19 protein-coding genes are annotated in these 20,596 nt (G+C 67.8%); 5 read left to right on the top strand and 14 right to left on the bottom strand.

All coding sequences use genetic code 11. The features are described 5' to 3' along the window. Positions 1-40: 40 nt before the first annotated feature. On the bottom strand, positions 41-3,277 hold the full coding sequence (locus H0B43_RS16120; protein ID WP_185727016.1) for an arabinosyltransferase domain-containing protein: 3,237 nt from the start codon (positions 3,275-3,277) through the stop codon (positions 41-43). Between the two features lie 55 nt (positions 3,278-3,332). After that, positions 3,333-5,132, bottom strand: coding sequence for a glycosyl transferase (locus tag H0B43_RS16115; RefSeq protein ID WP_185727017.1), 1,800 nt, complete (start codon positions 5,130-5,132; stop codon positions 3,333-3,335). 214 nt (positions 5,133-5,346) lie between these two features. Between H0B43_RS16115 and H0B43_RS16110 the strand changes: the two genes are divergently transcribed. Further along, positions 5,347-6,054, top strand: a complete 708-nt coding sequence (locus H0B43_RS16110; protein ID WP_185729935.1) for an MspA family porin — start codon at positions 5,347-5,349, stop codon at positions 6,052-6,054. On the opposite strand, the gene H0B43_RS16105 is transcribed toward H0B43_RS16110, so the two are convergent. From H0B43_RS16105 to H0B43_RS16090, 4 genes are all read right to left on the bottom strand, one after another. Then, complete coding sequence (locus H0B43_RS16105) at positions 6,051-6,326, bottom strand: hypothetical protein (protein ID WP_185727018.1); 276 nt, start codon at positions 6,324-6,326, stop codon at positions 6,051-6,053. The genes H0B43_RS16110 and H0B43_RS16105 overlap by 4 nt on opposite strands. A 112-nt stretch (positions 6,327-6,438) precedes the next feature. Beyond that, positions 6,439-8,331, bottom strand: a complete 1,893-nt coding sequence (locus tag H0B43_RS16100; RefSeq protein WP_185727019.1) for a galactan 5-O-arabinofuranosyltransferase — start codon at positions 8,329-8,331, stop codon at positions 6,439-6,441. A gap of 11 nt (positions 8,332-8,342) precedes the next feature. Beyond that, positions 8,343-9,104: a decaprenylphospho-beta-D-erythro-pentofuranosid-2-ulose 2-reductase gene (locus H0B43_RS16095; protein WP_185727020.1), complete on the bottom strand. Its 762-nt coding sequence runs from the start codon at positions 9,102-9,104 to the stop codon at positions 8,343-8,345. Further along, positions 9,104-10,537, bottom strand: coding sequence for an FAD-binding oxidoreductase (locus H0B43_RS16090; RefSeq protein WP_185727021.1), 1,434 nt, complete (start codon positions 10,535-10,537; stop codon positions 9,104-9,106). Before H0B43_RS16090 ends, H0B43_RS16095 begins: the two co-directional genes overlap by 1 nt. Positions 10,538-10,617: 80 nt before the next feature. Here H0B43_RS16090 and H0B43_RS16085 point away from each other — a divergent pair, with 80 nt between their 5' ends. The 3 genes from H0B43_RS16085 (at position 10,618) to H0B43_RS16075 (ending at position 13,337) form a co-directional block, all read left to right on the top strand. Continuing rightward, positions 10,618-11,094, top strand: a complete 477-nt coding sequence (locus H0B43_RS16085; protein ID WP_312033732.1) for a GtrA family protein — start codon at positions 10,618-10,620, stop codon at positions 11,092-11,094. Between the two features lie 121 nt (positions 11,095-11,215). Further along, the gene (locus H0B43_RS16080; RefSeq protein WP_185727022.1) at positions 11,216-12,151 is read left to right on the top strand and encodes a PIN domain-containing protein; all 936 of its coding nucleotides are present in this window, start codon (positions 11,216-11,218) and stop codon (positions 12,149-12,151) included. A gap of 148 nt (positions 12,152-12,299) precedes the next feature. After that, entirely contained in the window at positions 12,300-13,337 is a 1,038-nt protein-coding gene (locus tag H0B43_RS16075; RefSeq protein ID WP_185727023.1) for an alpha/beta hydrolase, read from the top strand. 4 nt (positions 13,338-13,341) lie between these two features. Here the strand turns inward: H0B43_RS16075 and H0B43_RS16070 are convergent, their stop codons facing one another. Genes H0B43_RS16070 through rfbA form a run of 6 tightly spaced genes read right to left on the bottom strand, consistent with a single transcriptional unit; the run spans position 13,342 to position 17,681 of the window. Next, entirely contained in the window at positions 13,342-14,418 is a 1,077-nt protein-coding gene (locus tag H0B43_RS16070; RefSeq protein ID WP_185727024.1) for a S1C family serine protease, read from the bottom strand. Positions 14,419-14,448: 30 nt separating this feature from the next. Beyond that, positions 14,449-14,856: a PPOX class F420-dependent oxidoreductase gene (locus tag H0B43_RS16065; protein WP_185727025.1), complete on the bottom strand. Its 408-nt coding sequence runs from the start codon at positions 14,854-14,856 to the stop codon at positions 14,449-14,451. Positions 14,857-14,872: 16 nt separating this feature from the next. Continuing rightward, the gene (locus tag H0B43_RS16060; protein ID WP_185727026.1) at positions 14,873-15,682 is read right to left on the bottom strand and encodes an enoyl-CoA hydratase; all 810 of its coding nucleotides are present in this window, start codon (positions 15,680-15,682) and stop codon (positions 14,873-14,875) included. A gap of 10 nt (positions 15,683-15,692) precedes the next feature. Further along, the gene (locus tag H0B43_RS16055) at positions 15,693-16,211 is read right to left on the bottom strand and encodes a polyketide cyclase (protein WP_185727027.1); all 519 of its coding nucleotides are present in this window, start codon (positions 16,209-16,211) and stop codon (positions 15,693-15,695) included. Continuing rightward, positions 16,208-16,804: a dTDP-4-dehydrorhamnose 3,5-epimerase family protein gene (locus tag H0B43_RS16050; RefSeq protein WP_185727028.1), complete on the bottom strand. Its 597-nt coding sequence runs from the start codon at positions 16,802-16,804 to the stop codon at positions 16,208-16,210. The genes H0B43_RS16055 and H0B43_RS16050 overlap by 4 nt, the downstream gene beginning before the upstream one ends. Position 16,805: 1 nt before the next feature. Beyond that, positions 16,806-17,681 carry a glucose-1-phosphate thymidylyltransferase RfbA gene (gene rfbA, locus H0B43_RS16045; protein ID WP_185727029.1) on the bottom strand — a complete coding sequence of 292 codons (876 nt, stop codon included), beginning with the start codon at positions 17,679-17,681 and terminating at the stop codon, positions 16,806-16,808. Between the two features lie 63 nt (positions 17,682-17,744). Here rfbA and rfbB point away from each other — a divergent pair, with 63 nt between their 5' ends. After that, positions 17,745-18,749 carry a dTDP-glucose 4,6-dehydratase gene (rfbB, locus tag H0B43_RS16040; protein ID WP_185727030.1) on the top strand — a complete coding sequence of 335 codons (1,005 nt, stop codon included), beginning with the start codon at positions 17,745-17,747 and terminating at the stop codon, positions 18,747-18,749. Positions 18,750-18,793: 44 nt separating this feature from the next. On the opposite strand, the gene H0B43_RS16035 is transcribed toward rfbB, so the two are convergent. Further along, positions 18,794-19,777, bottom strand: a complete 984-nt coding sequence (locus H0B43_RS16035; RefSeq protein WP_312033733.1) for a lysylphosphatidylglycerol synthase transmembrane domain-containing protein — start codon at positions 19,775-19,777, stop codon at positions 18,794-18,796. Positions 19,778-19,854: 77 nt separating this feature from the next. Then, a complete protein-coding gene (locus H0B43_RS16030) occupies positions 19,855-20,574 on the bottom strand; it encodes a DapH/DapD/GlmU-related protein (RefSeq protein WP_185727032.1) in 720 nt (239 codons plus the stop codon). Positions 20,575-20,596 lie beyond the last annotated feature (22 nt).

The raw sequence follows: 20,596 nt of genomic DNA, 5'->3' as shown, positions 1-20,596 counted from the left end.
GAGGAGGCATATCCGTGGCTACCAGAGGGTTGAGCTCCGCCTATTGGTAGCGCACCGGGCCGGGCGACCAGGTACCCGACCTGGTCACCTGTTCGGACTCCACCTGCGCCGGCGTCGCCGACTCGTCGAGTGGCGTGTACCGCTCGAGCGAGCCCCAGTCGCGGTCCCAGTCGTTCGACAGGTACGTGGCCAGGGTGCTCGCCGACAGGAGCTGGTCGGTCCAGCCCAGTGGTCCGCCGCCGAACTTGTCCTGCCAGGCGTTCGTGGACTCGGCGCCGATGCGGTCGGGCAGGACGCGCCAGTCCGGGACCTCGGCGACGCCGTAGCGGTGGTCGAAGGGGCGCTGGCAGGGGAATGCGAGCCCGACCGCCCAGTCGAGGAGCACCGGGTCGCTGGAGCCGACGACGGTCTGCAGCGTCTGCATCTTCGGCACCCGGGGCGGCGTGACCGCCAGCCACTGGCCGGGGTCGGTGGCCGGGTCGTCGGCCACCAGCCGGACCGTGTTCGCGTCGGCGGGTAGCTGATCGAGCGGCACCCGCAGGTTGCGCCACGACGGCGACGGCCCGATGTCGATCGGGTCGACGGTGCCGAGCGCGGTCACCGAGCCGTCCGGGCCGGTGACGCCGTACTCGACCTTCAGAATCTGCCCGGGGGTGACGACACCGTCCGCGTCGACGAACCGGATGCGTCCGGCGGCCGAGATGGTGAGGATCGGTGCGTCGTCGCTGCGCTCGGGCAGTCCGTACCAGCCGGTGGTGAGGGCGGCGGGTTTCTGCTCCCCACCCCGCTGGTAGCTGCCGAGAACAGGGGTCCGGGCGGGGTCGAGGCCGAACGGCAGCGTCACGGTGCTGCCGTTGACTCCGGCAGTGGCCTCGGTGCCGCCGCCGGTGCCGGAGCTGGTGCCCGTCGTCGTCTCGTCGGTCTCGGTGTCGACGGTGTTGGCGCCGCCGGTGGCGATCTTCTCGGAGTCGGCGGTGAGGTCGTCGGCGATGCCGTTGGGGGTGAAACCCTCCGCCGAGGTCGCGCCGAACGCGCCGGCGCCGTTCGGGTCGGTGACCGGGGCGATCGGCTGCAGCAGGGCCGCGGTCGGATCGGTTTCGACGAGGACCTCGTCGGCGAGCGCGCACGTGCCACCGGTCACCGACTCGATGTTGGCCTTCGCGATGGAGTACCCGGGGTACTGCGCGACAGCGCCCTTGAGCAGCGACAGCACCTCGAACAGGACGACGGCACCGGCTGCCACGGTCAGCGGCGACGGCGCGAGCATCCGTGCGCGCTTGCCGTTGGGCTTCTTGCCGTGCTCGTACGGTTCGCGGACGTGGTACCAGGCGGCGAGGAGCAGCGTGAGCACCGTGAGGCCGAGGAACACGGTGGAGAAGCCCTTGCCGGCGATCATCGGCGGCTTGTCCCACCACGGGACGCCGTAGCTGGACACGTACCACCAGCCGTTGGAGCTGGTGAACGCGACCGCGAGGATGAAGAGGACGCCCGCCGCGAACAGGGTGCGGTTGCGTTTGGACCGGATACTCGCGGCGCCCACACCGACCGCGGCGAGCACCGCCACCGAGCCCGCGAGTCCCGCGTACACACCGAAGTGGTGGGTCCACTTGGTGGGCGTGAACATCATCAGCAGCAGCGACGCGAACACGATGCCGAGGATGCGGCGGGACGGTCCGATCGCGGTCCCGGGCACCTTCCCCTTGCGCAGGATCAGCATCACGCAGACCACGACGCACAGCAGCATCACGAACACCCCGAACCGGCGGGCCAGCGAGCCGTCCGGCGAGATCCCCATGAGCGAATCCCAGCGCAACCGCTCGTCGAACCATGCGACGTTGGGGCCGAGGGCGGTTCGCACCCGGGTCGACTCGAGCACCGTGGCCAGCGTCTGGTCCGCGAACACGGCCACCATCACCACCGTTCCGGCGGCGAGGATCGGCAGGATCTGGGAGGCGAATCCGACCCGGTGGCCGCGCGCGATCACGATCTGCAGGATCGGCCGGGCACCCGCGATGAGCGCGGCGATACAGATCAGCCCCGAGGGTCCGGCCGCGAGCGAGAACGCGGCGATGAGCACGGCGACGGCGCCGGGGAGTAGTCGTCCGGTGGCGATGGCGCGTTCGATCGAACACCACGTCAGCAGGGCGCCGAGCGCGATGACCGGCTCGGGGCGCAACCCGTTGTCGTACGGCAACCAGAACGCGAGGAAGACGAGCCCGCCGGTCCAGAGGGCAGTCCTGTTGCGGCGCACCGCCACACCGAGCCGGGGTATGACCTCGCGGCTGATCACCATCCAGCAGAGCAGGGCGGCGAGCAGCGTCGGCAGCCGCATCCACATGCTCGCGGTACTCACCTTCGCCAGCGCTGCGAGAAGTTCGTACGACCACCCGAACGGCGCCTCGGGGACGCCGAACCAGCGGAAGTAATTGGCCATGTAGCCGGAATGTTCCGAGACGCGGGCCATGCCGAGGAGATAGCCGTCGTCGGAGGTGTTGGCGCCGACCACGTGCCACAGCAGCAACGTCCCGATCACGACGGCGTCGACGCCGGTGAACCTCCACCAGTGCGCGGGCAGGAACCGGCGGGCGCGTCGGCCGTCGATGCCGTCCACCCGGTGCAGCGCGTACAGCGACGTCAACGTCGCGAGGACGCACACGATCATCGCCAGCAACTTGAGGAGGGTCGGGCTGGACGAGAATCGGGAGTCGGGGCTGACGTGCACGCTCAACCCGGCCGGTGCCGTCCCGTGCAGGTCGGTGAACAGGCCGACCATCTGCGGTCGCTGGTCGCCCTCGACGGAGCCGGTCAGCGGCTGTGCGGTGCCCGTGACCTCGGCGGACGTCCGCTGGTGGTCGGAGGTGACGGTGAGGGCGGTGCAGCCCTGGAGATCCGCGGCGCTCGCCGAGATCAGGGACGTGCCGCGAATCGTCACGTCGACCGTGCCGTCGGCGCCGGCCTTGACCACGAGGCCGTTCTTCTCGAAGTCGGGCGCCCGGTTCGGGAGGGTGGAGACGACGGTGCCGCCGGCGGACCCGAGTTGGGCGAATACCGAGCAGGGGACGCTGACCTGCATGTCCAGCGGTGTGTACGAGACGAGCGGCGCCTCGACACTGTTCAGGTCGCCGCCCTGCGGCCAGTCGATGGACGCGACGTCCTGCTTCACCGGCAGGAACGGGGTGGCCAGGGCGAGTACGAAACCGATCAGACCGGTGACGATCGCGACGAGCCGGGAAGTACGAATGCTCCGTACGTCGGGCAGCGGTGGTTGGGGCGGCACAGCACGATGTTAGTCACCCGTGAGTACTTATTGCCGTCCGGCGGTTGATAAGTACTTACGGGGCCGAAGGCAATGCCCGCACGTCCCACACCCACACGCCGTCGACGGGTTTCGCGGGAAAACCGATGAGCTGACGGACCGTCTCGCGCAGCACGCGATCGTTCTGGGTGTGCGGCAGAACCAGGACGTCCGCGTTCCAGAACTTCAGATCCGCCAGCGCCTGGGCCCTCGCCGCGTCGTCGACGGCGGGCACCTGACCGGACGACTGGGCGGAGGCGAGGAGCAGAGCGGTCGGACGGTCGTCGGGACCGTACTTCCCCCGCTGCTCGCTGCCGGCCGGGCCGACGAAATATCCACCGGCGATGGGGAATGCGAGATCCTGTTCGGTCTGCCACCGCAGCATTCGCGCGTTCTCCGGGGAGGGGAGCGGCACGGTGACGACCGAACCGTCGGTGACGTACTCCCGCCACGTGCCGTCGGCGAAGAAGTTCGGTGCGGTGTCGCGCTGGACGACCGCGAGAGGTGTGGGGGCCAGCGGAAGCAGTGCCACGGCGAGCCACCCCACCCACAGCAGAGTGGTGGTCCGCTGGCCTTCGCGGGCGGACGCCAGCGCGCGGTCGGTGCCCAGCGCGAGCAGCAGTGCGGCGGCGGGAAGGCAGCCCATCGCGAACCGCGACTCGAGCACGGATTCGAGGAGGGGCAGATGGGAAATTAGCTTCCACGGCAACGGAATTCCGGAGTCCCAGCCGCCGATGGTCAACGACGTTCCGAGTGAGAGCACACCCATTGCGGCGACCGTCGCGGCCGCGGCGCGGGCCAACGGCATGCGCCACAACCACAGTGCCGACAGGCCGAGGAGGATTAGCAGAGGCCAGCCGAAGTAGGCGTTCTCCTCGGTGGCGTTCATGCTGAATTCGGCCGAACCCGGCTCGCCTGCCAGCGAAGACGTCGGGAAACTCGTGAACGCTTCGGTGTCGTTGCCGACGGGTCCGTGCTCGATCGCCCGGTAGCTGTCGGGCCCGAAGAACTGCCACCACAGGGGTATCGCGGCGATGGCCAGTGCGACACAGCCCGCCACCGCGAAGCCCTTGATGCTGTGTTTGGCTGCCGAGAGCGCCGTCCGTGGCCGGGACGCCGCGAAGGCGAAACCGAAGACTGCGAACGCCAATGCGTAGATCAGGAGGGGTTCTTCGCCGAGGAAGATCTGATAGGCGATCAGCAGGCCGAGGACGATGCCGTTGCGGACCGGGCGCACGCCGCTGCCGAGCCGGATCACGGCCAGTGCGATGAACGGCAGCAGGAACAACGCGACGAAATTGGGGTGCCCATTCGTGTGCGAGATCAGGGCCGGAGCGAAACCGCACAGGCCACCGCCGACGGCGGCCGCGAAGCGTGACGACACCACGTGCCGGGAGAACACCCAGTACCAGGCAATTGCGGTGCCCGACAAGCCAAGTGTGAGCGCGAGCGTGAACGTGACGGTCGGTCCGAACAGCAGTGTGACGGGCGCCAGCGGGATGCTGATGCCGAACATCGCGGTATTGCCCATCAGGTTGACGCCGAGCGGGTAGTTCTGGAGGTCACTGGACAGCGGATTCTCCAGGTGGACCAGCGATCGTGCGGCGACGGCGAAGAACCATTCCCACATCGTCTGGTCCTGGCCGCTACGGACCAGGTAGCCGGTGCCGAGGTGTTTCCATTGGCGGGCCAACACGAATGCAGCCAGGCCGGCGTAGAAGACGACCGCCGCGGCATCGGCCGGGTGCGGCCGGAGACGGGAGCGGAGAGGGCGAGCGGTGGTGCTGGTGGTCTCTGCCGGCCGAGTGGTCTCGACCTGGGTGAGTATCTCAGTCACGCAGCAGCGCCTCCGGTTCTCGGGTCGATGTCAATCGACCGAGGGTACCGGAGATCGCTGAGAGCTTTCCGGGTTGCGATCGGGTAATTGTTGCGTGTATCACATCAAGTTGATTTGTGAACTTCTGATCAATACAGGGATATTCTCCTGCCCCACTGGTTACGCTCAGCATGCTTTTTCGTATCGGTTGCAGTGCACTCTGAATGGGGTCGGCATGACGGACATCAGCACATCTCGATTTGGGTACAAACGGTTTACGCGCTCGGTAGCAGTCGCAGGTATCGCAGTGCTTGCCATGGTCATGGGAAATGGCACGGCCTCGGCCGGTGTGGACAATTCCAGCTCTGTTGTCGATTCGAGAGGCAATCGGATCGAAGTTTTGCAGGGCGACACTTCGTATCAGGTGGTGCCGCCGCTCGACGGCGTGCCCACCAGCGTGGAGTTCTTCCACAACGGTTACGCCGGAGTCAACATCACCGGACCGAACGCGGCCGAGTTCAAGGGAACTAAGCTCACCGTCGGCTATCAGATCGGTTACCCGATCGCGTTGGCCGGAGCCACGATCGTTCTCAACTCGCCCGGACTCGGGTTTGCGATCGGCACGAGCAACGGCATCGACCTCGCACTTCCGTTTATGCCGGGGGATCAGATCGGACTGCACGCGGATAACCACGCCGACCTTGTCGGTGACATCATCCCGTCGCAGGAACTCGACATCGATCTGGAGCCAGGTGGAATCACCACCGTCCCGCTCCTGGAGAATCAGTCGTTCGACGGACCGTCGGCTGTGGTGAAGATGCAGGGAGTTCATGGTTCCATCTCCGGTGCGCTCGGTGCGGTGACCATCCGTCCGTACGCGATGGCGGTAACGGAGAACGGTGACACCGTCATGACTTACGGTGTGCCGCAGAAGCTCAACTAGGCAGCCCGCCCGACAGGGTGCCTGACAGGGGTCGCCGGACTGATGTCCGGCGACCTCTGTCGACTGATGTGGACGACGACGTCGCCCGCGATCCACACGGCGGCACCGAGCAAGGCGAGCACGAAAAGCGCCCAGTGCCCGACGTAGACACCGACGATCGCTCCGATCGTCACGGCGAGTCCGGCATGCACGACCACCTCACCGTCGGCGGTGCCGAGAAGAAAGTCTTCGGCACCGCTACCGGCACGTCGAGGCTCCACAACATCCGGCATGACTGCTCCTCGCGACGTCCCGACAATTCCCCTCGGGGGACGGAAAATACCCGCCGCCCTGATTGGGTGCGGTGTTCCCGCGGGCACGGCGACGTAAACGTGAACAGACCGATCAGTTTCTTGTGACGACCACGAACGGCCCGGTCTCCGACACCGTGAATCGGGGGTCGTCGAACAGTTCCTTCGGGAACGTGACGGTGTACCGGCGGACGTTGGGATCGTTGGGATACACGTCCTCGGCGAGGCGCAGCGTGTAGCCGTCCGGACCCTGACGGAATACGAATGCGTCGGGTGCCCGCCATGCCGCGGAGTCGAGTGCGGCCACCAGTTGGTCGGGGGTCTCGAGTTCGCTCCAGTCGGCGATGGTTTGCGCGCGGCCGGCGAAGTCCGCCAGGGGATTCGAGTAATGCGATGTCAGCGCCTGGAATCCGAGGTAGGGGTAGAAGCTGAGGAAGCTCGTGTCGGCGGTCAGGACCACGGTGTCGTCGCGGTCGCGGGGGACCTGCGCCTGGATCAGTTCGTCGACTGCCGCGTAGTGGGCGGCGGCGCCGGGCGGGCGCTGGTCGGCGCGTTCGCCGTTGCCGTCGGTGTCGGTGTAGGCGACGGCGATGTCGGAGTCGAGGAACTTCGGGATGTTCTGGACGAACGAGAGCGCGCCCAGCACGCCGATCACGAGGACCGACCACTTGACGCGCGGGTTGTCGCTGGTCGCGAGCACGAGCCAGCCTGCGAATTCGACGAATCCGAAGACGCCCGCCGCGCCGAGCAGGACGATCAGCACGGGCTCGAGCCGGAAGGAGAGAAGGGTGCTCCCGAGTACGGTGACCGCCATCGACAGCAGCGACCACAGGTAGATTGCCACCACTCCGACGCCGAGGGCCTGGGCTCGTCGTGACGAGGACGCCCGGGCCACGAGCCAGACGGTGCCGAGGAGGCACAGTGCGCCGGTGAGGGAGAAGTGGATCATCGGGAGCGGCAGATGTGCTCCCGCCTCGGGAAGATAGTGCAGCGCGGTTCCCGAGGCCGCCGGTGATCCCCCGACGACCGTCAGCAGATACGGCAGCCAGACGGTGAGTGCGAGGAGTCCGGACACCGCGGCGATCACGATCAGCCGGACCAGCGGGTCGAGCGCCGCCCGCCACGACTTCTGCTCGCGGATCCGCAGGGCCGCGGCCAGCAGTGCGAGCAGGGTGATGGCGAAGGCGGCGAGTCCGAGGTAGAGGGTGTAGAACGTGGCGGCCAGACCGAGGAACAGGCCGGTGCCGATCACGGCACCCCACCCTCCGCGTCCGTCCACCCGGTTGAGGCCGCCCCAGGCGAGGACGAGTGCGGGTCCGATCAGGAGGGTGATGACGGCGCCGTACGGCTCCGGCGATCCGTAGGCCAGGACGAGTGCCGAGGTCGCGACGGACACGACGATCGCCAGGTCGTGCCGGATCAGGTTGCTCCACAGCACGAGTGCGACGACGGCCGCGACGGCGAGCGACCCGATGGCGTACGGCTTGAACGCTTCCCAGCCGTCCATGCCGAGGAGGTTCGCGACGCGGCCGCCCACCCAGAACCAGCCCGCCGGATAGTAGGGCGGCAGGTCGGCGTACGTCATGTCGTGCAGGGCCGCCGAGTCGGTCAGGCGCGTGAGATATTCGGTGCGGAATTCCTGGTCGACGGAGACGCCGTGCAGGTAGAGCTTGGTCGCGGCGAGGGGCAGGCCCAGGGTGACGGTCACGAACCCGGACAGGCTCACCCACGACAGCAGCCGGGCGAACCGCGGGGCCCGGTGCAGTCGCACGAGCAGGACGGACACCGCGATACCGGCGATGGCCGCCACCTGCCCGACCGTCGTGACGGCCTGGGTCACGTTGGACGAGTTGAACGCCGGCCACTGCACGCGCGCGAATGCGAACAGTCCGACGGCCGCCACCACTGCGGCCACGACGGCCCCCAGCAGCATTTCGACAGCTGTCGACAGGGACCGTCGGGCCGGTGCTACGTCTGCTTCCGTCACGAGGGGGAAGCTTAGATGGGCAGCTTCTTGAAGATCGGTCGCGGGATGTGGCGCAGGATCATCATCACGTACCGGAATGCGCCGGGCGCCCAGACGAGGTCCTTGCCCTTCTCCGCGGAGGTGACCGCGAGCTTGGCCACGTCCTCCTTGTTCACGGTGAGCGGAGCTTCTTTCACGTCCGCGGACATCCGGGTGCGGACCTGGCCGGGACGGATGACGAGGACGCGCGGGCCGAACTCGCGCAGCGCCTCACCGAGTCCGAGGTAGAAGCCGTCGAGGCCGGCCTTGGTGGAGCCGTACACGAAATTGGAGCGGCGCACGCGCTCGCCGGCGGCGGACGACATGGCGATGATCTGGCCGTAGCCCTGCGCCTTCATCTTCTCGCCCACCAGAACACCGACCGACACCGCGGCCGTGTAGTTGACCTCGGCGATCTGGACGGCCTTGCGCTGGTTCTGCCACAGTTCCTCGGCGTCGCCGAGGAGGCCGAACGCGACGATCGCGACATCGACGTCGCCCTTCGCCCAGGCGTCGTCGATGACTTTCGGGTGGCTCTCGGTGTCGACGGCGTCGAAGTCGATGACGTCGACGGCGTTGGCGCCGGCCGACTTCAACTGTGCGACTGCGGCGTCACGGCCCGGGTCGCCGGGCAGTGCGGCGAGGATCACCCGCATCGGCGCCTTCTTCAAGTACTCCTCGCAGATGGCGAGACCGATCTCGGACGTGCCACCGAGCAGCAGGAGGGTCTGGGGGTTCCCGACAGCGTTGATCACTAGAGTTCCAACCTTCTGGACATATCGGAGGCGAAGACATTGGTGGGGTCGTACTTGCGGCGGGTGGCGATCCACTCGTCGATCCGCGGGTACATCGCGTGGAACGTCTCGGCGGTGGTCCGCGAGTCCTTGGCCGTGTAGAGGCGGCCGCCGAACTTCAGCACGCGCTGGTCGAGTTCGGTGACGAACTCGTTCAGGCCGGCCTTGATCGGGAAGTCGACGCACACGTTCCAGCCCGGGATCGGGAAGCTCAGCGGCGCCTGGTTGCCCTCGCCGAACAGCTTGAACACGTTGAGGAATGAGTAGTGCCCCGACTTCTGGATGTCGCGGATGATGGCCTTGAACTCGTCGACGGCGTTGGTCGGCACCACGAACTGGTACTGCAGGAAGCCGTTCGAGCCGTAGGCGCGGTTCCATTCCCCGAACATGTCGAGCGGATGGTAGAACTGCGTCAAGTTCTGGACCTTGTCGCGGTACGTGCCGGACTTGCGGTACCAGAGTTCACCGATCGGACCGAACGTGTATTTGTTGGCCAGGCCGTTCGGGAAGACGTCCGGGAACGTCAACAGCTGCGGCGCGTCGAAGGCGAGCGGGTTCTTCTGCAGCTTGGGCGGCAACTGGTCGAGCTTGGCCAGCGATCCGCGGGAGATCGCGGCGCGGCCCAGCTTCGGCGGTGCGGCGATGGCGTCGAACCAGGCGCTCGAGTACTCGTAGTTCGCCTCGGAGCCGTCGCTGTGGAACGCGATCGTCTCGTCGAGGCTGCCCGTGACGTCGCCGTCGGCGATGAAGTACGCCGTCTCGGTCGGCGTCATCTTGATCGTGGCCTTGAGGATGATGCCCGTCAGCCCCATGCCGCCGATCGTCGCCCAGAACAGTGCGCCCTTGGGGTCGTTGCGGCCGCCCTTCGGTGTCAGCGTCCGCACCGTGCCGTCCGCGGTGAGCAGGTCCAGCGAGACCACGTGGTTGCCGAAGCTGCCGGCGCTGTGATGGTTCTTGCCATGGATGTCGGAGCCGATGGCGCCGCCGATGGTGACCTGCCGGGTGCCCGGCAGCACCGGGACCCACAGTCCGAACGGCAGGGCCGCCTTCATCAGCTGGTCCAGGTTGACGCCGGCCTCGACCTCCACGAGGTGGGTGTCGCGGTCGATGCGGTGGATCTTGCTCAGCGCATTCATGTCGACGACCAGGCCACCGGCGTTCTGCGCCGGGTCGCCGTAGGAGCGGCCGAGGCCACGGGCGATCACCCCGCGCTGCAGGTGAGAGGGCTTCGACTCGTTCTGCTCCGCGACCTGGGCGACCGCACGCGCGATCACTTCCACGTCGGGTGTGGACAGCACCTGCGCGGTGGTGGGCGCGGTGCGTCCCCAGCCGGTGAGGGTGCGGGTCTGTGTGGGGAGCGCCTGGGTGGGCTGCTCTTCTGCTGTCGTGGACATCGAGGTAGAGGCTACCGCTTGTGAGTATTTGTCAGCCGCGGGCGGTTAAGAAGTACTCACAGGGCGCTAGCCTCGTCGTCGTGTCTGATACCCAGCCGAGTCACGAGCACGAACCTCACGTTCCGCTCCCCGTCGAGATCCCCGTCACCGAGAACATCGCGGACGACGCCCTGGACCTGAAGACGCAGATCGTCCGTTTCGTCCTGACCGGTGGACTGTCCGCGATCGTCGACTTCGGCCTGTACTTCCTGCTGTTCCAGGTGGTCGGCCTCCCCGTGAACGTGGCGAAGTCGATCAGTTTCATCGCGGGCACCACCACCGCGTATCTGATCAACCGCCGGTGGACGTTCAAGGCCGAACCGAGCCGGGCCCGCTTCGTCGCCGTCGTGGTCCTCTACGCGGTCACGTTCGCGGTCCAGGTGGGTCTCAACTGGGTGATGTACCACGCATTCCCCGACACATGGTGGCGTCTGCCGCTCGCGTTCGTCATCGCGCAGGGCACGGCGACGGTCATCAATTTCGTCGTGCAGCGCGCGGTGATCTTCAAGATTCACTAGCGCCGGCGGGCAACTGCGCGGCAACGCCCTGGCCGGTGGGGCGATACGCCCGGCCGCGGTATTTCGGTAACGACTCAGCAACTTCTCTGGCGCGGCAGTCGCGTTCGGTGAGAATCGATCAATGCTGATTGTTCTCGACACCTCGGCCGTCACCCGGGACGCGCGCTTCGAGACGTTCGTCCGCGACGCACTGGACCGGGGCAGCCGGGTGCTGATCCCTCGCCTCGTCCTCGTCGAGGTCGCACACCGTTACCAGCGGGAATCGGTTGCGATGATCGACGCCCTCACCGTGCAGGCGCGAATGTACGACCGGCTCGGTCTGCGCGACGACCTGTCGGTGTTCGTCGACGCCGCGCGGGCCAAGGCCGACGGGTACGTCGATTCGCTGGCCCGGCAGTTGGAGGCGATGGGTTGCGACGTGATCGAACCGGCGCATGCCTCGCACCTCGAGGTCGCCGGGCGCGAGTTGCAGCGCCGACGCCCGTACGTGGACAAGAAGCGGCACGGCTACCTCGCCACGGTGAACTGGCTGACGGTCCTCGACATCGCCGACCGTCGCCCGTCCGAGGACGTGGTGTGGGTCAGCGCCAACTCGCGGGCGTTCGGTAGCGGTGAGCCCTCGGTGTGGCACGACGAGATCTGGGCCGAGCTGCAGGAGCGTGGGCTGGGGCACCGATTGCGCTGGGTCGTCGACCTCGACGACGTGGATCTGGGTGAATCGGTCGTTCCCCGCCTCGACCGGACCGTCCGGTCCGTCGCCCCGCGGCCGGTACGCACCGAGCCGGCCCCGCTTCCGCCACGTGCACCCGTCGCAGCTCCCCAGCGCGTGGAGGCCCCGCTTCCGCCCCGTGCGCCCGTCGCAACTCCCGACCCCGTCGAGCCCCCGGCCGTAGCGCTGCCTCCCGTGCCCGTGGCGAAGCCCCGGGTGGCGCCGCAGCGCATCCTGCCGTCGGGCAACGCGGACACGGGCGGACGCCGCGGTCTCGGCCGGATGATGGGGGGCCGCAAACGGAAGGTCACCGTGGTCGAGGAGCTCGACGACCTCGATTTCGGGTGAGACGGCCGCGCCGATAACGATTCGGGCAGTCGTCATAACGACTTGGAGCCGAAGCGCGCATGAGTGACACATGACCGCAGCGGGTACTCCAAGGTTGAAGTTACGTATCCGTCAACGGCGACGGGTATCGGCGACCAGGGGAGAAGGCATGAAATCTGTGCCGAACGACCGCAATCCGGCTGCGCAGCAGCGGACCGGCAATCCGACTGTCCAATACCGTTCCGGGGCACGGCTCGCGGGCCCGAGTATCGAATCCCAGGTTCTCTACCAGGCGTGCAGATGGTTCCTCCGACCCGTGGTGCGGATGGCTCCGCTCAACGAGTCGGCCATCCGCCGGGCGGCGCTGCTGGACATGGCGGCGGGATTTCGTCCCGCCTCCGGCATTCGCCGACAGAAGGTCCGACTGCCGGGTTTCGACGCTGAGATCGTGCGCGCACCGGGGGTGTCACCGGATCTGGGGGACGGCGTCGTTCTGTATCTGCACGGCGGCGGATTCCTGTGCTGCGGACTGAACACGCACCGGCCGGTGGTCGCGACGATCGCGAAACTGACCCAATTGCCGGTGATGCACGTGGGCTACCGCCAACTGCCCGACACGAACATCAGCGGTTCGGTCGACGACTGTCTGACGGCGTACAAGTGGTTGCTGGAGAACGGGGCCCGCGCGGGCGGAACGGTGTTCGCCGGTGATTCCGCGGGCGGGTTCCTCGTGTTCGCGACGGCGTTGAAGGCGCGGGAGGAGGGTGTCGACCTGCCGGCGGGCCTGGTCGGACTGTCGCCGCTGCTGGACCTGGACTGCGCCGACAAACTGGTGCACGCCAACGCCGCCCGCGACGTCTTCGCCCCCGTGGAGGCGCTCGTCACCATCGGCAGGCTCGGTGGTGAGGTGGACGGTGTGCTCGACCCCGCGCTGTCACCGGTGAACGGCGTCCTGGAGGGGCTGCCGCCGTCGTTGCTGATCGCCGCGGAAGGTGAAGTGCTGCGGTCGGATTCGGAGTTGATGGCCCATCGGCTGAGCGCTGCGGGTGTGCCGACGACATTGCAGATCTGGGACGGTCAGGTGCATGCGTTCCCGGCGCTGTGGCCGGGTCTGCCGGAAAGCCGTGCGGTGCTGCGCCGTATCGCCCGTTTCGTGGCGACGCGGATGCGGTCGGACGACGGTGTGGCCCGGGACAAGTCGGCATGACGCATTAGCGGGGCGGTCCCTCGTCGAGGACGATCGTCGCCGAGCGCTGTTGTCCGCTGTCGTCGAGCCAGCGCAGCGCGACCGCGTCACCGGGGTGCCGGGCGATCATCTGTTCGCTGAGATCGGCGGACGAGCGGACGGCGGTTCCGTCGAATTCGGTGACCACGTCGCCGATGTCGATGCCGGCCTCGTCGGCGGGGGTGCCGATGCTGACCCACAGCACCTCCGCCCCGCGGTCGTCGTCGGTGACGCTGATGCCGAGCAGGGCGGTATCGCCGACGTGCACGGTCGCGGACGTTCGTCCGGCGCGCACCTGATCGACGACCGTCATGGCGGTCTCGATGGGCACCGCATACGACCGCGGTTGTGCAGGAGCGGGTTTCGACGGGTCGGAGTCGGCGTTGCCTGCGGTGTTGACGCCGATCACCGCGGCGCCGGCATCGACGAGGGGGCCACCGGAGTCGCCGGGGCGGACCGCCGCGTCCACCTGGACCAACCCGTTCAACCGATTTCGGGAGCCGTCGGTGGAACTGCGGGCGGTAATCGTCTGCCCGAGATCGGTCACGAAACCGCGGGCCGCCACCGGGACTCCGCCACCCTCCGCGTTGCCCACCGCGGTCACCGGGTCTCCGATCCGGGCGGTCGCGTCTTTCGCGAGGGTCGCGGCAGGAAGGTCGGCGGCACCCTGCAACTGGAGTACCGCGATGTCGCGGGAACTGTCGTAACCGAGGACGACCGCGTCGTACTCGGCGCCGGTGCCGAGCGTGACCGCGCTGATGTCGAGGGCGCCGTCGATCACGTGATGGTTGGTGAGGACGACGCCGTCGGGGGTGAGCACGATTCCCGTTCCCGCGGTCTGGGCGAGACCCGAATCCGAGACGAGGGTGACGATCGCGGGGATCACCCGGGCTTCGACCTCCTCCGGGGCGAGAACGACCGGCGGCGGTGGGGGCGGTGCGGCGGGCTGGGCCACCGTCACCGCGGGCGGTCCCGCCTCGCGGACCGGCGGTGCGCTCAGCAGCAGACTGCCGATCACCGCCGCGGCCACGGCGAGGACCGTTGCGGCGCGGGGCGTCGTCATGCCCGGGTGTCGTCGTCGGCGCGGATTCGGTCAGGACTGTTTCAGCGAACCCCAGCCGTGCCAGGTGTCGATCTCGATCCACGCGCTGACCCGTTTCCGGTCGCGCACGGGGTAGGGGTTTCCGCTGTAGTGCTTCGCGAGGCGGTCGATGTCGGCGAGATCTTCGTCGTCGACGAACTCCGTCACCCGGCCCTGGATGCTGACGTGGGTGATCCAGTCGGCGGGATCCATCGCGGTGAGGCTCACGCGCGGGTCGTTCCGCAGGTAGTCGAGGCGTTTGCGCTCGGCGTCCATGTTGACCAGTACCCTGCCGTCCTCGTACAGATACCAGGTGGCCACGGACACGGGCTGCCCGTCGGGTCGGACGCAGGCGATGGTGGCGTAGTTGGGCCGAGCGAACATCTCGGCGGCCTTCGGTGTCAGGGGTGGCTTCGACATGTCCGAAAGATACTCCCTAACGTCGGTCCCGGAACTGCGGTTCGCGCTTGTCCTTCCGCGCGGCGGTGGCCTCCTCGAAATTGTCGGTGAGTAGTCGCACCAGCAGCTGTCCGAGACCTTCCTGGTGGATGTGGGCCTCGAGGGAGGCGGCGTCGAGGCCGGACCACAGCGTGCGCTTGGTCAACTCCAGGCCCGGCCGGGAGAACCGTGACATGCGCTCGGCGAGGTCGAAGCATTCGTCCAGGAGGTCCTCACCGGGCACGCTCCGCGACACGAGTCCGATCCGCTCGGCCTCGTCGGCGTGCACGTCCCGCCCGGACAGCATGATCTCGAACGCCCGGGACGAACCGATCGCCCGCGGCAGCAGGTAGCTCAGGCCCAGCTCACTCGCGGTCAGTCCGTTGTTGATGCCCGCCGCGCGGAAGTAGGCGTCCTCCGCCGCGATCCGGATGTCGGAGGCGAGTGCCAGGCACAGCCCACCGCCGATGGCGGCACCGTTGATCGCGCTGATCACCGGCTGATGCATCCGGCGCAGCGACAGCACCACGTTGTCGAGCATCTCCATGGCCCGCAGCGCGACGGTCGGCGGGGTGAGTCCGTCGACGTGGGGGAGCGTGCCCGCGGACCGCTGGTCGGCGCCGGAGCAGAAACCGCGGCCCGCCCCGGTGATCACCACCGCGCGCACCGAGTTGTCGTTGCTGACCTCCTCGAGCGCGTCGCGGAATGGGATCATCACGTCGAACGCCATCGCATTCATGCGTTCCGGGCGGTTGAGCGTCACCAGGGCGATGCCCGGCCGGGGGTGGTCGACGACGACGAAGTTCACGCCTCCGATACTAGAACACGTTCCAATTCTGTGGATCGATTTGCGGTCGCGGACGTCCGGGGGCGACCGTCCGCGCGAGGATGCCGAGCGTCGCGCGCAGGGCATTCTCGGAGATCACCGGGAAGATCCCCGCCTCGCGCCACACCGGATCGATGGACGACCAGTCGTAGAACGACGTCACCATCGTCCCCTCGTCGATCGGCTCGAGCCGGTAGCCGAAGACGTGCCCGATCTGCGGGCGGATCTGGCCGAGCACCTTCCAGGAGATTTCCCGGTCGGGTACGAACGTCTCGATGGTCACGGTCACGTCGTACAACCCGAGGTCGAAGTCGTTCAACGCGTCGCGGTCCATGTGCACGACGAACGTGTCGCCCGCCGCCGTGACGCGGTCGCCCTCCGCGGACATCAGCATCCCGGAGCTGTCGATCGCCACATGTCCCTCGGGGTCGCAGAGGAGTCCGAAGATCGTTGCCGGGTCCGCGGCGACAGCCCGCCGGACCTCCAGCCGTTCGCTGATGTCAGTCGTCATGCCCGCATCCTGGGGAAGGTGGGGAGCACTCCGGCGTCCAGCGCCTGCTGCAGGGACGGCGCGGCCGAATCCTTCTCGGACAGCTGGAACGTCAGCGGGGTGCCGTCCCTGCCGGTCGTGGGCCAGTCGATTCCCAGTTCGGGATCGAGCGGATGGAGGTCGTGGTCGAGCGCCGGGGCGTACTCGATCGAGCACAGGTACATCACCGTGGACGCGTTCTCGAGGGACAGGATTGCGTGGCCGACTCCCGCAGGCAGGTAAACGGCGCGGCGGTCGACGTCGTCGATGAGCACCGAATCCCACTGCCCGAACATCGGTGACCCGACCCGCAGGTCGACGATGACGTCGAGGAACGCGCCCTTGACGCAGGTGACGTATTTCGCCTGCCCGGGCGGGTTGTCGGTGTAGTGGATGCCGCGCAGCACACCGGCGGCGGACACCGAGCAGTTGGCCTGCGAGAGTTCGAGGCTGTGCCCGACGGCGGCCTCGAACTCCGAGCCCTTGAACCATTCGAGGAAGACGCCGCGGTCGTCGCCGAACTGTCGCGGGGTGATCTCCCAGGCGCCCGGGACCTTCAGTTCGCGATATTCCACGTCACCAGTCCTTGCCGCGCTCGAGGAGTTCGAGGAGATAGTCGCCGTACCCCGACTTGCCGAGAGTGTCGGCGCGGGCGGACAATTCGTCGTCGGTGATGAACCCGCGGCGCCACGCGACCTCTTCCGGGACGCCGATCTTCAGTCCCTGCCGGTGTTCGAGCGTGCGGACGAAGTTCGCCGCCTCGAGCAGCGAATCGACGGTGCCCGTGTCGAGCCAGGCGGTTCCGCGGGGCAGTACCTCGACCTGCAGGCGTCCGGCCTGCAGGTAGGCCTGGTTGACGTCGGTGATCTCGTATTCGCCGCGGTCCGACGGCTTGAGGTCGCGCGCGATGGAGACGACGTCGTTGTCGTAGAAGTAGAGCCCGGGGACCGAGAAGTTCGACTTCGGGGTGGCGGGTTTTTCCTCGATCGAGATGGCTCTGCCCCGGTCGTCGAATTCGACGACACCGTAGGAGCTGGGATCGGACACCCAGTAGGCGAACACGGCGCCGCCGTCGATGTTCTCGAAGCGGTTCAGCCGGGAACCGAGGCCGGGGCCGTAGAAGATGTTGTCGCCGAGCACGAGGGACACGGCCTCGTTGCCGATGTGATCGGCGCCGAGGACGAACGCCTGCGCGAGGCCGTTCGGTTCCGCCTGCACCTTGTACGTGAGGTTCACCCCGAACTGGGAGCCGTCGCCGAGAAGCCGGCGGAACTGCTCGGCGTCGTGCGGGGTGGTGATGACGAGGATGTCCCGGATGTTGGCCAGCATCAGGGTGGAGAGCGGGTAGTAGATCATCGGCTTGTCGTAGACCGGGACCAGTTGCTTGCTCACTCCGAGAGTGATCGGGTGCAACCGGGACCCCGTGCCCCCTGCCAGGATGATTCCGCGCATGTGCGCAGTGTTCCAGTGTTCGCGTCGGATAGAAACTCGGGCTCGACACTAGGGTATGTGCACATGAGGCTTCTCGTGACCGGCGGCGCCGGGTTCATCGGTGCGAATTTCGTGCACCAGACGGTGGCCGAGCGGCCGGACGTGCAGGTGACGGTGCTCGACGCGTTGACGTATGCCGGCAACCGGCGGTCACTCGACGCGGTGGCCGACCGCATCGAGTTCGTGCACGGCGATGTGGCGGATTTCGCGCTGGTGGACCGGTTGGTCGCGGATGCGGACGCGGTGGTCCACTTCGCCGCGGAATCGCACAACGACAACTCGCTGGCCGATCCGTCACCGTTCGTGCAGACGAACGTGGTGGGGACGTTCTCGCTGTTGCAGGCCGTCCGCACCCACGACGTCCGCTACCACCACATCTCCACCGACGAGGTGTACGGCGACCTCGAGTTGGACGACCCCGAGCGCTTCACCGAGTCGACCCCCTACAACCCGTCGAGTCCGTACTCGGCGACCAAGGCGTCGAGCGATCTGCTGGTGCGGGCGTGGGCGCGGTCGTTCGGGGTGCGGGCCACCCTGTCGAACTGTTCCAACAACTACGGTCCGTACCAGCACGTCGAGAAGTTCATTCCGCGGCAGATCACCAATCTGATCGACGGGGTTCGTCCCCGGCTGTACGGCAGCGGGAAGAACGTGCGCGACTGGATTCACGTCGACGATCACAACTCCGCCGTGTGGACGATCCTGGAGAAGGGGACTCTCGGTCAGACGTACCTGATCGGCGCGGACGGCGAGGTCGACAACCGGACCGTCGTCGGAACGCTGCTCGAACTGTTCGGCCGCGACACGAACGACCTCGACTTCGTCACCGACCGCCCCGGCCACGACCTGCGCTACGCGATCGATTCGACGCGGTTGCGCACCGAACTGGGCTGGACGCCGCAGTACGAGGATTTCCGCAGCGGCCTCGAGGCGACCGTGCGGTGGTACCGCGACAACGAATCGTGGTGGCGAGCGCAGAAGGCATCGGCGGAGAAGGCGTATGCGGCCACCGAGTCCGTCATCGGCTGACGGTCCCGCTGAACGCCCACGCTCGCGCGGTCATCGCGGTCTCCTCACGACGGCTGCGGTACCCGCGAATCCTCGTGGACGAGTGCGTTGCGGAGCGACCGCGACCCGGCGATCGCGGCGACGAAACCGGCGAGCACCTCGCAGAGCGTGAACACCAGGCGTGAGGCGAGGGCCAGCCCGAGGGCGACCCCGCTGTCCATGAACGGGGACAGTGCGGCGACGACGACGGCCTCCCTCACCCCGATCCCGGACGGCGCGACGACGACGAGCACGCCGGCGCACATGCCGAGGGCGATCGCGCCGATGCACTGCACCAGGGTGCCGGCCGTGAATCCCGCCGTGCTCGACGCGAGGAGCCAGAGGTGCACGCCGTAGAGGACCCAGCTGACGGCGCACCAGCCGAGGGCCCGTCCGATCTTGTGCATGGTCAGCTGCCGCTGGAGCGGGGCGCGGCGCAGGATCCGCAGGGCCAGGTTCACCAGCCGGGTGAGGACCGGTGGGTAGCAGCAGACGAGCGCGATCGGGACGAGAACGATCACCGCGACCGCCGCGACGGTGCTGATGTGGAACAGGGCGGGCAGCGCCAGCAGCCCCACGACCAGCGCCGATGTGATGCTCAGGCCGACGGTGACGAGGACGGCGACGAACCCGTTGGCCCGCGACACCCCGGCCCGGCGGACGAGTTCGGTCTGCAGGACGAACGCCCACACACTGCCCGGGAGGTACTTGCCGAGCTGACCGACGAGGTAGCAGCGCGCGGCGTCGAACGCGGGAATCGGATGCTCGAGGGCGCCGAGGGCGTGCTGCCACGCACGGACCGCGGCGGCCATGCCGAGGAACACGAACACCGCGGAGAGGGCGAGCGCCCACCAGTCGAGTTGGATGATCGTGTCCCGGACCTCGGCCCACTGCGATTTCACGGCGAACACGATGGCCACGACGATCGCGAGGGTGACGAGGATCCGCAGCGCGTTCATCAGGACGGCGCGACCGCCGCGGTCCGGGACGATCTCGGGATCGGTGTCCACGAGAACCACCCCCTCAAGGCAGTGCGCTGCGGCAGTGCAGCGTTCGGTTCCGACGATAGCAATCGGAGCGCGCCGGATCAGGAAACGAGCGGTTTCACTGCCAGTTCCCGCCACCAGGCGAACGCGTCGGCGAGCGAACGGGGGAGTTCCGCATCGGCGTCGAGTCGCCCCGGCGCGTACAGCGCCTCGACGGCGGCGATGTCCTCTTCGGGGATCCCGGCGCGGTCCATGCCCACCCGGTTGGTGCCGCGCAGGGCGGCGGGGTTGCCGAACACCGTGGCGAACGGCGGAATGTCCTTGGCGACGACCGATCCCATACCGACCATCGCGCGCGCACCGATCACCCGGCGCTGATGCACCACCGCGCTCATGCCGATGTTGACACCGTCGCCGAGGGTCACGTGGCCGCCGAGGGTGCAGGACGGCGAGAGGACACAGCTCTCGCCGACCTGGACGTCGTGCTCGACGGACGTGTGGTTCATGACGAATCCGCCGCGGCCGACGGTCGTCGGCCGCTCGGCGCCCTGCTGCACGGCGCTCATCTCCCGGATCACGGTGCCCGCGCCGATCACGACCCCCCGATGCGGGCTCACCTCCGTCCAGCTGCGGGGATGCGTCTTCCCGATCCACTCCGGCGGCGCCCCGAGCGTGACGTGGGCACCGATCCAGCAGCCGTCGCCGATGTCGAGCGGCCCGGTGAGGACGGCGTACGGGCCGATGCTCACCCCGGCGCCGACGGTGACGCCGTCGCCCAACACGACGGTCGGGTGGATCTCGCAGTTTTCACCGATGGTCATGAAAGTTGCCGATTCCTTCCAG

The organism is Rhodococcus sp. 4CII (genome assembly GCF_014256275.1).
Taxonomy (GTDB): domain Bacteria; phylum Actinomycetota; class Actinomycetes; order Mycobacteriales; family Mycobacteriaceae; genus Rhodococcus_F; species Rhodococcus_F wratislaviensis_A.
This window is presented reverse-complemented; position numbering and strand designations above follow the sequence as displayed.